The 13,231-nt window shown below is 69.7% G+C and carries 16 protein-coding genes and 1 tRNA gene; 10 read left to right on the forward strand and 7 right to left on the reverse strand.

The features are described 5' to 3' along the window. Positions 1 to 206 precede the first annotated feature (206 nt). Positions 207 to 283 (reverse strand) — tRNA-Arg (locus AB8619_RS20055). Between the two features lie 200 nt (positions 284 to 483). On the opposite strand from AB8619_RS20055, the gene AB8619_RS20060 reads away from it, so the two are divergent. Next, entirely contained in the window at positions 484 to 678 is a 195-nt protein-coding gene (locus tag AB8619_RS20060; RefSeq protein WP_436794397.1) for a hypothetical protein, read from the forward strand. A 66-nt stretch (positions 679 to 744) separates the two neighbouring features. On the opposite strand, the gene AB8619_RS20065 is transcribed toward AB8619_RS20060, so the two are convergent. Continuing rightward, the gene (locus AB8619_RS20065) at positions 745 to 1,302 is read right to left on the reverse strand and encodes a hypothetical protein (protein ID WP_436794398.1); all 558 of its coding nucleotides are present in this window, start codon (positions 1,300 to 1,302) and stop codon (positions 745 to 747) included. Between the two features lie 101 nt (positions 1,303 to 1,403). On the opposite strand from AB8619_RS20065, the gene AB8619_RS20070 reads away from it, so the two are divergent. The 4 genes from AB8619_RS20070 (at position 1,404) to AB8619_RS20085 (ending at position 4,118) form a co-directional block, all read left to right on the forward strand. Beyond that, positions 1,404 to 2,051, forward strand: a complete 648-nt coding sequence (locus AB8619_RS20070; protein WP_436794399.1) for a hypothetical protein — start codon at positions 1,404 to 1,406, stop codon at positions 2,049 to 2,051. 126 nt (positions 2,052 to 2,177) lie between these two features. Further along, entirely contained in the window at positions 2,178 to 2,762 is a 585-nt protein-coding gene (locus AB8619_RS20075; RefSeq protein ID WP_436794400.1) for a hypothetical protein, read from the forward strand. A gap of 4 nt (positions 2,763 to 2,766) precedes the next feature. Next, positions 2,767 to 3,531, forward strand: a complete 765-nt coding sequence (locus AB8619_RS20080; RefSeq protein ID WP_436794401.1) for a 5-formyltetrahydrofolate cyclo-ligase — start codon at positions 2,767 to 2,769, stop codon at positions 3,529 to 3,531. Next, positions 3,528 to 4,118 carry a PQ-loop domain-containing transporter gene (locus AB8619_RS20085; protein ID WP_436794402.1) on the forward strand — a complete coding sequence of 197 codons (591 nt, stop codon included), beginning with the start codon at positions 3,528 to 3,530 and terminating at the stop codon, positions 4,116 to 4,118. Before AB8619_RS20080 ends, AB8619_RS20085 begins: the two co-directional genes overlap by 4 nt. Positions 4,119 to 4,137: 19 nt before the next feature. Here AB8619_RS20085 and AB8619_RS20090 read toward each other — a convergent pair whose 3' ends face one another. From AB8619_RS20090 to AB8619_RS20105, 4 genes are read right to left on the reverse strand one after another with little or no spacing between them, the layout of a single operon-like run. Next, entirely contained in the window at positions 4,138 to 4,980 is an 843-nt protein-coding gene (locus AB8619_RS20090; RefSeq protein WP_436794403.1) for an SDR family NAD(P)-dependent oxidoreductase, read from the reverse strand. Between the two features lie 20 nt (positions 4,981 to 5,000). Further along, positions 5,001 to 6,632 (reverse strand): PhnE/PtxC family ABC transporter permease, encoded by a 1,632-nt coding sequence (locus AB8619_RS20095; protein WP_436794404.1) that lies wholly within the window; start codon positions 6,630 to 6,632, stop codon positions 5,001 to 5,003. Further along, positions 6,629 to 7,378, reverse strand: a complete 750-nt coding sequence (locus AB8619_RS20100) for a phosphonate ABC transporter ATP-binding protein (RefSeq protein WP_436794405.1) — start codon at positions 7,376 to 7,378, stop codon at positions 6,629 to 6,631. The genes AB8619_RS20095 and AB8619_RS20100 overlap by 4 nt, the downstream gene beginning before the upstream one ends. A 3-nt stretch (positions 7,379 to 7,381) precedes the next feature. Continuing rightward, positions 7,382 to 8,347 (reverse strand): putative selenate ABC transporter substrate-binding protein, encoded by a 966-nt coding sequence (locus AB8619_RS20105; RefSeq protein ID WP_436794406.1) that lies wholly within the window; start codon positions 8,345 to 8,347, stop codon positions 7,382 to 7,384. A gap of 136 nt (positions 8,348 to 8,483) precedes the next feature. Here AB8619_RS20105 and AB8619_RS20110 point away from each other — a divergent pair, with 136 nt between their 5' ends. The 5 genes from AB8619_RS20110 (at position 8,484) to AB8619_RS20130 (ending at position 12,440) form a co-directional block, all read left to right on the forward strand. Continuing rightward, the gene (locus AB8619_RS20110) at positions 8,484 to 9,824 is read left to right on the forward strand and encodes an MFS transporter (RefSeq protein WP_436794407.1); all 1,341 of its coding nucleotides are present in this window, start codon (positions 8,484 to 8,486) and stop codon (positions 9,822 to 9,824) included. A 69-nt stretch (positions 9,825 to 9,893) separates the two neighbouring features. Beyond that, on the forward strand, positions 9,894 to 10,619 hold the full coding sequence (locus tag AB8619_RS20115) for an AzlC family ABC transporter permease (RefSeq protein ID WP_436794408.1): 726 nt from the start codon (positions 9,894 to 9,896) through the stop codon (positions 10,617 to 10,619). Further along, entirely contained in the window at positions 10,616 to 10,930 is a 315-nt protein-coding gene (locus tag AB8619_RS20120) for an AzlD domain-containing protein (protein WP_436794409.1), read from the forward strand. The genes AB8619_RS20115 and AB8619_RS20120 overlap by 4 nt, the downstream gene beginning before the upstream one ends. 21 nt (positions 10,931 to 10,951) lie before the next feature. After that, the gene (locus AB8619_RS20125; RefSeq protein ID WP_436794410.1) at positions 10,952 to 12,154 is read left to right on the forward strand and encodes a cytochrome P450; all 1,203 of its coding nucleotides are present in this window, start codon (positions 10,952 to 10,954) and stop codon (positions 12,152 to 12,154) included. 10 nt (positions 12,155 to 12,164) lie between these two features. Beyond that, the gene (locus AB8619_RS20130; RefSeq protein ID WP_436794411.1) at positions 12,165 to 12,440 is read left to right on the forward strand and encodes a DUF3039 domain-containing protein; all 276 of its coding nucleotides are present in this window, start codon (positions 12,165 to 12,167) and stop codon (positions 12,438 to 12,440) included. 269 nt (positions 12,441 to 12,709) lie between these two features. Here the strand turns inward: AB8619_RS20130 and AB8619_RS20135 are convergent, their stop codons facing one another. Beyond that, positions 12,710 to 13,228, reverse strand: a complete 519-nt coding sequence (locus AB8619_RS20135; RefSeq protein ID WP_436794412.1) for a gamma carbonic anhydrase family protein — start codon at positions 13,226 to 13,228, stop codon at positions 12,710 to 12,712. Positions 13,229 to 13,231 lie beyond the last annotated feature (3 nt).

Raw genomic sequence — 13,231 nt, forward strand, 5'->3', positions numbered from 1 at the left:
CGATGGTGGACAGACCGGGTGTACGCCCAGGCTCGAACTCGACGAGCAGGTCGACGTGGCGTGCGAGGCCGTCCAGGCGCCGAGCCTGGGTCCCGTGACGTCAGCGCACCTCCAACGGTTCAGCGCACTCACCGCCGGAGCCGCCGCAGTCCAGCGACCTCTCGGCGAGGTGCACTGTCGGTCCGGTACCCGATGACCTGCAGTTCTGGTGCGCCCGGAGGAACTCGAATCCCCAACCTTCTGATCCGTAGTCAGATGCTCTATCCAATTGAGCTACGGGCGCTGGAGTGCGAAAGCGTAGCGGAGGGTCGGGAGAGGCTCCCAACGCATCACGAACGATCCGGCTACGATCGAGTCGTCGTCGGCACGGGGTCGTGGCGGCGACGGACATCCGTTCAGGCCTGGTGCGATGGCGGCGCCGGAGTACGAGGCCGATGTAGGCGGCGATGTTCGGGTGATCGCTGCGTTCCTGGAGGAATCGCAATGCACACGTTGCCGGTCTCGAAGGCCGCCGAGCGGCTCGGCATGACATCGAGCAAGATCCATCTGCTGGTCCGACGCGGCGACCTCGAGCTCACCCCGGCCGAGACCGGCATGTTCGAGGTCACGGCCGACTCGATCGATCGGTACAGCGAGACCTCCAGCGAGCGCGCTGCGCTTCGACGCTCGTCGACCTGACCCCGGACGCGACGGTGGGGGCGGCCGAACCGCCCCCACCGATGTCGTTCGTGATCGACTGTTCGGTCAGCCGGTGAACGTCGGCGATGCGACGACGGGCTGCGCAGCGTTCGCGTCGTCGACCTCACCGTCGGGCGAAGTGGTCGTCGGCGTGTCGGCCTCGGTCGTCGTGGTCGGGGCCGCGGTCACCGTGAAGACGGCTTGGGCGTAGTCGAACCCGATCGACTTGCCGGCGGGCGCACGGAAGCCCTGGACGCTGGAGGAGGCCACGCCGCCGAAGTCCTCGATGCACCTGGCGTCGACGGTGATCTCGTCGTCGGCTTCTGCGGTGTCGGGCACGGTCAGCTCGGCCGACCAGTCGCCGGTCTCGTCCGGAATGGCCGTGACCATCATCTCGACCGTGTCCGCAGCGGTGATCTCGACGCTCATGTCTCCACCGTCGCGCTGCACGCACTCCGAGCCGGACACGGTGATCGCGGTTCCGGGGGGACCCGTGGTGGGGGTGAGGGTGAGGGCCGGGAGCGGGATCGGCTCCGAGATGTCGCCACCGATGGCGGCGCCGGCGGCAGCCGTTCCGCCGAACACGAGCGCGGTCGCGAACAACGCGCCGAAGAGCTTCTTCATGCTTTCCTCCGTGGGAATCGTCGTCCGCCGTCGGACGATCGCCCCCGAAGATAGCGATCCGGTGTCGTGCTCGCAGCAACCCGGTTGGTTACCGTTCGGCGATGACCTGGACCCGACGGCAGTTCCTCACCATCGGCACCGGCGCGGTCGCCGGCGCAGCGTTCGTGTCCGCGTGCGCAGGTGACGATGACGACGACAAGGCGGCCGCGGTCCCGACGACCACGACGACGACGGCACCGTCGGCGCTCCCGGTCGACGACGAGGATGCGCTGAAGGAGCTGTTCGACCCGTTCTTCGAACCCCTCGGGCAGAAGGTCACGCGCATCGGTCTCTACGACCTCACGCTGGGCTTCGAGCGCTCCGACGAGGGTGACCACGTCGCCATCTACGTCGAGCCCATCGACCCCGACGGCGAGGGCTGGGACACGGCGCACTACATCGAGATGCTGGCCCCGGGCATGGCCGCGTGCACGCCGTTCATCTTCGACACCTGGTCGGGCGTCAACAGCATGGACCTGTGCCAGGAGCCGCCCCAGTCCGTGGCCCCCGAGCCCGAGCCGCCGATCGAGACCCAGGTACAGCTCAGCCGGGCCGACAGCGCGTTCATCGACTGGGACGACGTCGAACTCGCCGACCTGATCGCCGCCCGTCTCCGCTCACCGCAGACGGCGCGGGTCGCGGCCAGCGACGAGATCGAGCAGCACCCGGACTGGATCGCGGCGACGGAAGCGGCACGCGACCTGGTCTGATCGCTCCGGGAGACCCACCCGACGATCGGTACGCTCGGCGCGGTGATCCTGCCCGTCCTCGTCGCCGGCCTCGTCTCGGCCGTCGTCGGTGCCATCCGGTCGACGTGGTCGCCGTGAGGCGAGTCGATGCTCTCCAGCATCCACCCGCTCGGTGAGCGGGCCAAGGACAACCGATTCGCCGTCACCGCCACGCTGTTCGTGGTCGGTTGTGTGCTGGGCGGGATCACGACCGGGGCCGTCGCCGCACTGGTGGGGCTCGCCGTCGGCGCGCTCGTGTCGTCGAACGCAGCCGTCGTGCTGGTCTCGGTGCTCGTCGCTGCGGCCGCCGTCGTCGAAGGCCGGGGCATCTCCCTGCCGTGCCTGCACCGCCAGGTCGACGAGGCCTGGCTCGACCGCTACCGCGGGTGGGTCTACGGCGTGGGATTTGGCTTCCAGTTGGGCGCAGGCGTCCTGACCTACATCACCAGCGCCGGCGTGTACGCGGCGATCGGCGCTGCCGTGCTCGTGGGCCACCCACTGGGCGCGGTGGCGATCATGGGGCTCTTCGGACTGGTCCGCGGCCTGTCGCTGGTGCCCGCCCGCTCGATCACCAGCCCCGAGCAGCTCCGTTCGTTCTTCCGCCGGCTGCATGCCACGGCGCCCACCGCCCAGCGGGTCTCGTGTCTGACCTTGGCCGTGGTGGCCATCGCCGCCCCCGTCACCCTGCTCTGAGCTCATGGCCCGCCGTCACGACCACGACGCCGGCGGCGACGTCGACCTGCTCGCCGTCAAGGCCGCGCTGCGCGAGGACACGTGGTCGCGCATGGGTGTGGAGGGCGTGGCGCGCTTTCCCCGTCCGGACGGTCGCATCCCGAACTTCGTCGGTGCCGAGGCGGCGGCCGAACGCCTCCGCTCGCTGCCGGCATGGGTGGCGGCGGCGACGGTCAAGTCCAACCCGGACTCGCCCCAGTGGCCGGTCCGTCAGCGGGCCCTGGAGGACGGCAAGGTCGTCTACATGGCCGTGCCGCGGCTGGCGGAGGACGACCCCTTCTTCCTCCTCGACCCGGACGACCTGGCCGACACGCCCCGGAAGTCGAGCTCGATCAAGGGGGCGTCGGCCAGCGCCCGCACGGTCCGGATCGAGGATCTCGAGACCGTCGACCTCGTGGTCACCGGTTGCGTCGCGGTCGACGAGACCGGCGCCCGACTGGGCAAGGGTGGCGGGTTCTCCGACCTCGAGTACGCGCTCGCCGCCGAAGCAGGACTGATCGGTCCCGACACGGTCGTGGTCACCACGGTGCACGAACTCCAGGTCCGTCCACCCGGCGAGATCCCCATGGGTGTCCACGACTTCGGCCTCGACTTCGTGGTCACCCCCGACAGGGTCATCGAGTGTCCCCGCCGCTCGTCCGGCGGCTCGATCGTGTGGGCCGAACTGACGTCGGAGAAGGTCGGATCGATCCCGCTGTTGCAGGCGATGGCTGCGAGACTCGGGAGATGACCGAGGTACTGCTGACCGTGCTGGCCGCGTGCCTCGCGTTGTCGCAGCCCGTCCCCCAGATCATCCGGCTGGTGCGGACCAAGTCGGTCGTCGGGGTGTCCGGGCCGACCACCTGGCTCGGCCTCGCGATCAACGCCGGATGGATGGCTTTCGGCGTCGCACGTGGACTGGTCCCGGTCGCCGTGCTGTCGTTCGCCTACGTGGTCGGCTATGCCGCGATCGCCGCGCTGTTGGTCCGGGGCGGCAACCGCCGGGGCACCGTCACGGCGCTCGGCTCGGCCGTCGCCATGGTCGCCACTGCCACGCTGTTCGGTTGGACGGTCCTCGGCACGGCGCTGGCGCTCACGGTCGGGGCCCAGTTCGTGCCCCAGGTCGTGCTCGCCTGGCGCAGCATCGACCTGACCGCGTTGTCGACCGGCACCTACGTCGTCTGCGGTCTCGACGGGGTGGTGTGGGGCAGCTACGGAGTCCTCACCCGCGAGGCCCCGCTCGTGCTCTACGGCATCGTGATGTCGTCGGTGGCCGTGCTCGTGCTGGTGCCGAAGCGTCGGTGGACGCTCCGCACCGCGGCAGCCGCGGCGGCCTGATCCTCCAGCCGACTTCGTGTCAGCCGAGGCCGGTCAGCTCGGCCGAGCGTCGCCACAGTTCGGCCGCGGCCTCGTCGTCGGTGGCCCGCTTCGCCAGATGCCCGTCGGCGGGCTTCTCCTTGACGAAGTAGCTCCCCGACACGTCGGCGAACTCGGGTCGGAGGGCGGCCGCGAGCGTCGTCCGTGCGCCCTTCTCCGGTGAGAGGAAGAACAGCCCGACCACGGCTCGCACGATCGCCGGCGGGTCGCCGAGGTTGGTGCGGACGGCGCCGGGGTGGAGGCAGTTGGCGGTGATCTCGGTTCCGGCGAGCCGCCGGGCGAGTTCGCGCGTGAAGAGGATGTTCATGAGCTTGGTCTCGCCGTAGCGGGCCATGCCGAGGAGCCCGTAGCCGCGAGTCGCCTGGAGGTCGTCGAGGTCGAGGCGTCCGAACTTGTGAGCGTCACTGGCGACGTTGACGATGCGTGCCGAGGGCGCAGCCTCGAGCTTCGGCAACAGGAGGTGGGTCAACAGGAACGGTCCGAGGTGGTTGACGGCGAGCATCGTGTCGATCCCCTCGGCCGTCTCGGTCCGCGAACGGACGGAGATGCCGGCGTTGTTCACGAGGAGGTCGAGGTGGTCGATGCGGGTCTCGAGATCGGCGACCGCCTCGCGCAGCGACGCCTGGCTTCCGAGGTCGGCGAGGACGATCTCCGTGTGGCCGTCGCGCACCGACCCGTCGATGTCGGCCTTGGCGGCGGCGGCTCGCTCGGCGTTGCGGCAGAGCAGCAGCGTGCGGAATCCGGCCCGAGCCAGCCCCCGCGCGGTCTCGAGCCCGATGCCCGAGTTCGCGCCGGTGACGATTGCTGTCTGCTCGTTCCCCATGCCCGACATTGTGCACGCGGTCAACGGTTCCGACGGATCCAGCCGCTCAGCAGGTCGACCACGAACGTCACGGCGATCAACGACAGTGCGATCCCCGACACCTTGCTCCACGCGAACGCGGACAGTTCGTCGTCGAGGGCGCGGCCGAGCCCGCCGGCGCCGACCACCCCGACGACGACGGTCTCGCGGATGGCCACCTCCCAGCGATAGAGGCCCAGCGCCACGAGTCGTCCCCACACGTCGGGGACAGTGGCGTAGCCGACCGCCTGGGCACGCGTCGCTCCCTGAGCGACCAGCGCTGCGGGGACCGCGTCGTCGGCGTTCTCGACCACCTCGGCGAAGAGCCGGCCGAGTACGCCGACGTTGTAGATGCCGAGCGCCACGGCACCGGTCCACGGTCCCGGCCCCATCACGAAGAGGGCCACGATCGCTCCCACCGGCGCCGGGATCGCACGCGTCACCAGGAGCGCGAGCCGGGTGAGCGGACGGACCACGGCCCCCACGATCCCGCGAGGTCCAACGGCGCCGCTGGCCACGAACGCCATGCCGGCGCCGACCACGAAGGCGAGGACCATCGCCAGCACCGCCAGCAAGATGGTGTCCACACACTGGGCCAAGAGCGTCCCCCAGCCATCGCGCAGCGCCGGGGGCCACATGGCCCCGACGATGTGTTCGGCCTCGCCGCGGCTCCGTTCGCTCCAGAGAGTCGACGGGTCCAGGCCGACCCTCCACCACGCCAGTGGGACGGCGACCGCGAGCACGCCGGCGGTGGGAACGCTGGCACTGCGGCGACCCGGGGGCGCCGTGCGCACGCCGTCGGGTGCGACCGCGCTGGCTGTCCGCCGCCGCACCCACCCGGACCACGCGTCGGCGAGACCCGACAACAGGATCAGGGCATAGAGCAGCGTCCAGACCTCGTCGTAGTGGAGCGACGTGAACGACAGTTGGAGCTGAAAACCGAGCCCACCAGCGCCGACGATCCCGAGGATGGCCGCCGATCGGATCGAGCACTCGAACCGGTAGAACGCGTACGACGTGAGATCGGCGCGAGCGTCGGGACCCAACGAGTAGACGATGGCGGTGAGTCGCCCGGCACCGCCCGAGCGAAGCGCCCGGTAGGCGTGGGCGTCGCGCTCGTCGATGACGTCGGCGAACACGGTCGCGGTGATGGCCCCGAACGGGATGCCGATGGCCAACACGGCGACGATCGGATCGAGGCCGAGGATGTTCAGCAGGAGCAGGCCCCAGACGACCTCGTGCACCGACCGCGGGACGACGCCGATGGCCCGGGCGACACGCCAGCCCGCCCCGACGCTCCCGCCGGTCGGGGGCTCCCACCATCGCCGGCTCAGCAAGACGCCGCCGACGAGGCCGATCGCGACGGCGAGCGCCGTGCCCAACAGCGCGTACGCGAGCGTCACCAACGACTCGTCCCACGTGAGGCCGAGGAAGTCGCTCGACAGCTCGGGGGAGAGCGCCGCCTCGAAGAAGTCGCCGAACCGGTCGAGGCCGCCGGCGTTGAACGACCCCGTCGGGTCGCCGGCCCGGATCGCCGACCCGACCACCAGGGCGCAGACCACCGCCCAGACGAGCCGCCGTCGGCGACTCGCCCGGGCTCGCTCGTCGACCACCTGGCCGACGGTGGCGTTCACCGGTGGTACACGGCTTCGATGTCCGTGGCCGAGACATCGTCGATGGGCCGGTCGAACACCACCCGCCCTTCACGCAATCCGACCAGACGGTTGCATGTCGACATCGCCAGGCCGGGGTCGTGCAGGCTCACGACGAGGGCACGAGCGTCGGTCGCGGCCACGTCGCGGAGCAGCTGCATCATCAGCCGCCCGAGTTCGGGGTCGAGACTGGCGGCGGGTTCGTCGGCCAGCACCAGGTCAGGGTCCTGGATGAGGAGCCGAGCGATCGCCACCCGCTGGCGCTGGCCACCGGAGAGGTCGGAGGTGGGCTCGTCGATCTTGTCGGCGATGTCGACGGCTTCGAGCACGGCTTCGACGCGGGCCCGTTCCACCGGGATCAGCAGAGACCGGAGTGCGCGGAGGGTCGACCACTCGGCCAGTCGTCCCGCGTTGACGTTGTGGATCACGCGAAGCCGGTCGGTGAGCGCGAGGTCCTGGTGCACGGTCCCGATCCGCCCACGTACTGCGCGGGCCGACCGGCCACGGAGATCATGGCTGGCCGTGCCCAGGATCTCGGCCTCGCCTTTGTCAGGCACGACTCGAGCGCCGAGCACACCGAGCAGTGTCGACTTCCCCGCGCCGCTCGGACCGAGGAGTCCCACACGTTCGCCCACGCTGATGCAGAGGTCGACGTCCCGCAACGCGACCGTCTCGCCGAAGCGGACGGTCACGTTGCGGAGGCGCGCCAACGTCGTCGACGTCGCCATGGTTCAGCCCTCGATGCGGCCGATCTCCCGACCAACGGCTTCGATGTCGGCGTAGTTGGCGTCGTCGGTCTCGATGAACGACTCGGCGCCGAACAGCTCGAGAATGGCCGCGTCGTCGGGGTCGTCGATGTCGAGGGCCAGCAAGGATGCCGTGATCCGGTCGACGATGTCGTCACCGAACCGCTCGGTCACGTCGGAGCGGACGACCCAGTGGTAGTCGAAGTACGGCGGCGTCCGGAAGACCTCGACGATCTTCGAGGTGTCGACGTCGCCTTCGGCCACGCGGGAGTCCCACACCTGACTGTTGACCGCGCCGACGTCGAAGGTGCCGGCCTCGACCAACCCGATCGTGGCGTCGTGCGATCCGGAGAACCCGGCCTCGCCGTCGAAGTCGTCGAGCGACACGCCTGCCTGGTCGAGGAAGAACTGGGGCATCAGCCGACCGGACGTCGACGAGTCGGAGCCGAAGGTGAACGAGCGCCCCGCCATCGCCGAGAGGCCGTCGACGTCGTCGAAGGGCTCGATGCCGGAGTCGGTGTTGGCCACGAAGACGCTCGTGAACTCGGCGTCGATGTCTCGTTGGACGATGGCGTGCGCGCCCTCGGTCTGGAGGCGAGCCTGGACTCCTGTCAGGCCACCGAACCAGACGAGATCGAGATCGCCGATCCGGAAGGCGCTGACCGAAGCGTCGTAGTCGGCCACCGGTTCGTAGACCACGTCGATGCCGAGCGCCTCGCTCAGATGGTCGGCCACCAGGCCGAACTGGCGCTGCAGACGATCGGGGTCCTGGTCGGGGATGCCGCCGATGACGAGCGTGCCGCCGGATGGGGTCTCGTCGTCGCCTTCGTCGCTTGCGGTGCTGTCGTCGTCCCCGCATGCGGCGAGAACGAGAGCGGCTGCGAGCAGGCTCAGCAGCAGGATCTTCAGGGGGTTCGAATCGCGGCGACCGCCGCGGGTGGTGCTCGTCATTGATGTGCTCCTGTCATCGGTCTGTCCTTCTCGTCGTCGGATTGCGAACGACAATCATGCACGCCCGGGTCGCCGCTTCCGTGGTTCTGCTGCCGAGGTTGCCGATGAGCGCAACGTGGGCCACAGTGCGAGTCGGATGTCCGATCTCGCCCCCCACGATCCGGCAGCACCACCCGGCCTCGCCCGCGTGGTCCTGACCGCATGGCCGTTGCTCTTCTCGGTGCTGTTGCTGATGATCGGCTCCGGCCTCCAGGGTTCGCTGCTCGGCGTCCGCGCCGAGGGAGCGGGGTTCAGTGCGACCACCACGGGTCTCGTCCTCGGCGTCTACTACGTCGGCTACGTGCTCGGATCGTCGTGGACCCCGGGCCTCATCCGCAGTGTCGGTCACATCCGCGTCTTCGCCGCACTGACCTCGACGGCGTCGGCGGCGGTCGTGGTGCACGGCGTGTGGGTCTCGCCGGTTCCCTGGCTCACCCTCCGTCTGGTGACGGGGATCTGTGTCGCCGGACTCTTCGTCGTCAGCGAGTCGTGGTTGAACGACGCCGCGACGCCGGCGACCCGGGCGACGCTCCTCGCCGTCTACAACACGGTCGTCACCGCCGGTCTCGCAATCGGGACGTTCCTGCTCAACGTCGGGGACACCACCGGCGTCCTGCTCTTCGTGATCGGCTCGGTGCTGCTCTCGATGGCCGCGGTGCCGATCGCCCTCGCACCGCACGGCGGCCCCGTGCCGGAGCAGTCCTCCGCCGTCACGTGGGGGTCGGTGTTCGCTGCAGCGCCGCTCGGCGTGATCGGCGCGGTCCTCGCCGGTCTCACGACCGGCTCGGCCCTCGGCTTCGGCGCCGTCTATGCCACCCGGGCAGGGTTCGGCGTGAGCGGTGCGTCGCAGTTCGTCGTCGCCGTGCTCGGTGGTGCCGTGGTGGGCCAGATCCCGTTGGGCAACTGGTCGGACCGGACCGACCGTCGCATCGTCATGGGCGTGGCCGGTGTCCTCATCGTCGCCGGGTCGGTCATCGGCACCGCCGCGACGACCATGGACAACTTCCCCGCAGCCCTGGTGGCCGCCGCCCTGGTGGGTGCCGGTGGATTCTCGCTGTACGGGCTCTCGCTGGCGCACCTCGCCGACTACATCGATCCCGAGAAGATGATCGCCGCCGGGGCCCGACTGCTGACGGCCAACGGCATCGGTGCAGCCACCGGCCCGATCCTGGCATCGGTGCTCATCGGCCTGATCGGCCCCGAGGCTCTCTTCGAGATGCTCGCCGTCGTGCTCGCCGTCTTCACGATCTACGTCGTGTGGCGTCTCGCCTGGCGCGAGGCCGTGTCCGAGGAACGTCGGGCCCACTACACCTCCCTCGTCACCGGTGCGACCGTGTCGTCACTCGACCCGATCGTGTCCGAGTCGGTCGGCATCGAGTCGACCGAGCTGCGGCGTCGGTGGAAGCGCCGGCGCCAGAAGCTCACCAGCGAGCGCTGACCCTCCGTTCCTCGTCAGCCTCCGGTGAACTCGTGTCGGGTTCACCGTCGGGCACGCCAGACTGCAGCGGTGGCCCCCTCGACGATCCAGCGGGCCGCGATCCGTGACGGGTTCACGGCCGCGGCCCCGATGCTGATCGGGATCATCCCGTTCGGTCTCGTCGCCGGTGCCGCGCCCGCCGCCGCCGGCTTCGGCATGAGCGAGGCGCTCGGTCTGTCGTTCTTCATCTTCGCCGGGGCGAGCCAGTTGGCCGTGGTCGACGTGCTGAGCGACGGCGGGTCCGTGGCCATCGCCGTCGTCACCGCCCTCACGATCAACCTGCGCATGCTCCTGTACTCGGCTTCGCTCGCGCCGCGGTTGGCCGACGAGCCGCTCCGTCGGCGGCTGGCGGTGTCGTACTTCCTCGTCGACCAGGCGTACGCACTGGCGATCGTGCGGTGGACGGGCAAGGACGACCCTCGCGCTCGGCTGCCCTTCTACTTCTCGGTCGGGGCCACCCTCGGCACGACGTGGATCGTGTCCACGGCCGTCGGTGCCCTCGTCGGCAGCAGCGTCCCCGACGACGTGCCGCTCGAGTTCGCCATCCCGCTCGTCTTCCTCGTGCTCCTGGTCCCCGTGCTCCAACGACGTCCGGCGGTCATGGCCGCGCTGGTCGGTGGCGTCAGTGCGGTGGCGGCTTCGGAGCTGGGCGCAGCCCGCGTGTCGATCGTCATCGGGGGAGTGCTCGGGATCGTGGCCGGGACGATCACCGAGGGACTCCAGGACCGCTCGCCGGACGCGGAGGTCGATCCATGAGCGACGTCTGGTTGACCATCGTCCTGGCCGGTGCGGGGACCTACCTGCTCCGGGCGAGCTTCCTCGCCTTCGCCGACCGTCTCGTCGACCTGCCACCGATGGTCGAGCGGGTGCTGCGCCAGATCCCGCCGGCCGTGCTCGCCGCCTTGGTCCTGCCGCAGTTGGTCCGACCGGAGGGTTCGCTGGATCTCTGGCAGCCCGAGCTGCTCGCCGGCGCGATCGCCGCGGTGGTGTCGTGGAAGACGCGCAACATCGCAGCGACGCTCGTGACGGGGATGGCCGTCCTGTTGGTGATGGAGCAACTGGTCTGATCCACGGGGCAGGATGACGGCGTGACCGCGACCGAGACCTCCACCACCGACGCTCCGCCCATCGACATGCTCGATCCGACCTTCTGGCGCGATCGACAGCACGAGGCGTGGACGTGGTGCCGGGCCAACGACCCGGTGTACCGCGACGAGGCGAGCGGCTTCTGGGCGGTGACCCGTCACGCCGACCTGCTGCACGTCGAGCGCCACGACGAGATCTTCTCGTCCAAGGGGTCGTACCGGGTCAACGAGGCGCCGGTCGAGTCGAACATGATCGCCAGCGACGATCCGCAGCACCTGGCCCAGCGACGCCTGGTGAACCGGGGGTTCACGCCGCGAGCCGTACGGGAACAGACCGCCGACTTCGAGGAGATGATCTTCGGTCTCGTCGACGCGGTGACCGCCGACGGCGGGTGCGAGGTCGTCGACGCCATCGCCGGCCAGTTGCCCGCTCGGTTCACCTGCAACCTCCTCGGTCTGCCGGAGGAGTCGTGGCGGGAGGTCAAGGGTTGGTCCGAGCGACTGATGCGGATCGACTCGATGATGTTCGACGAGAAGGCCATGGCCGGGATGATCGAGGTCACCACGCAGCTGATGACGATGATCATGACCGCCGTGCCCGAGAGCCGGGGGTGCCCGGTCGAGCCGGGTCTGATCTCGCAGTGGTCGCACGCAGCGATCGACGGCGAGGAGCTCCCGGTCGACCAGATCTTCCACGAGGTCGGCCTGTTCGTCGCCGGCGGCGCCGAGACCACCCGGACCGCCATCGCCCACGGGCTGCGCACGTTCTGCGACCACCCCGACCAGTGGGAGGCGATGCACGACGACCCGTCGCTGATCCCGGGTGCCGTCGACGAGGTCATCCGCTGGGTGACGCCGCTCAACAACATGTTCCGCAAGGCCGTGGTCGACACGACGCTCGGGGGCAAGGACATCGCCGCCGGCGACCGGCTGGCGCTGGTCTACCCGTCGGCGAACCGTGACGAGTCGGTCTTCGACGACCCGTTCACCTTCGACATCCGTCGCAGCCCCAACCACCACCTGGCCTTCGGTCACGGGACGCACTTCTGCATCGGCGCCAACTTCGCCCGCCACGAGCTCGAGATCCTCTTCGGCAAGCTGACCCGTGACTGGACCGACCTCCGCGTGGTCGACGAGATCGACGTCGAGGCCAACATCTTCGCCCGGGCCGTCCGCTCCTTCGGGATCGGCTTCACGCCCCGGTAGTTTGGACGTGATGCAGCCGGTCACCGCCTCCGATCACCCGTCGGTCTCGCCCACACCGACGATCACGCCCGACACGACGATCGATCCGTCGATGGGTGACGGCGACCACGACCGCTTCGCCCACATCTGCCGCAAGGAAGACGTGACCCGCGCCTACATCACCGGTGAGGCGATCGAAGCGCTGTGCGGGAAGAAGTGGGTGCCCACCCGCGACCCGGAGAACTACCCGGTCTGCGAGGCGTGCAAGAACGCCATGAGCAAGATCAACACCGCCGGCGACAACTAGTCGGCCGCCGCCCGCCCGGCGCCGCCCGCCCGTCCGCCGGCGCCACGGACGTTCCACGGGACGTTCGGAACGTACCGATCGGCACGTACCGCGTCGTTTTCGACATGGAACGTACCGATCGGCACGTTGCGAACCTGCGGCAGCCTTGCCCGAACGCTGTGCCCGGACGCCGAGCCCGGACGGAACGATCGGCGCGTTCGAACCGCCCGTGCCCGAACGGAACGATCGGCGCGTTCGTTTCTGCCGGGGCGGGGTCGCCCCCGTGGCGGTCAGTCGAGGCGGCGGAGGTCTCGGGCGAAGCGCTTGCCGTTGCCGACGTAGTGGTCGGCCGAGACCTTGATCATCATCGGGTCCACCGAGTCGAGGCGCAGCTTCGCGGGGATGCCGAGAGCCATGGCGCCGGCGGGCACCTCCATCCCCTCGGGGCAGACGGCGTTGGCGCCGACCAGACCACCGGAGCGCACGACCACGTTGTGGAGCACGACGCTGCCCGACCCGACGAGCGCATCGTCCTCGATGGTGCAGCCCTCGAGGTGGACCATGTGGCCGACGACGCACCCGTTGCCGACGCGGGTGTTGGCCCACTCGGTCGTGTGGATGACCGAGCCGTCCTGGATCGACGTGCGTTCACCGACGAAGATCGGTCCCGAGTCGCCCCGCATGACCACGCCGGGCCAGATCGACGACTCGGATCCGATGCGGACGTCGCCGATGACGACGGCGTCGGGGTGCACGTATGCATCGCTTGCGATCGTCGGTTCGAGGTCGCCCAGTGCATAGATGGCCATGGC

The organism is Actinospongiicola halichondriae (assembly GCF_049103745.1).
Classification (GTDB): Bacteria; Actinomycetota; Acidimicrobiia; order Acidimicrobiales; family Salinilacustritrichaceae; genus Salinilacustrithrix; species Salinilacustrithrix halichondriae.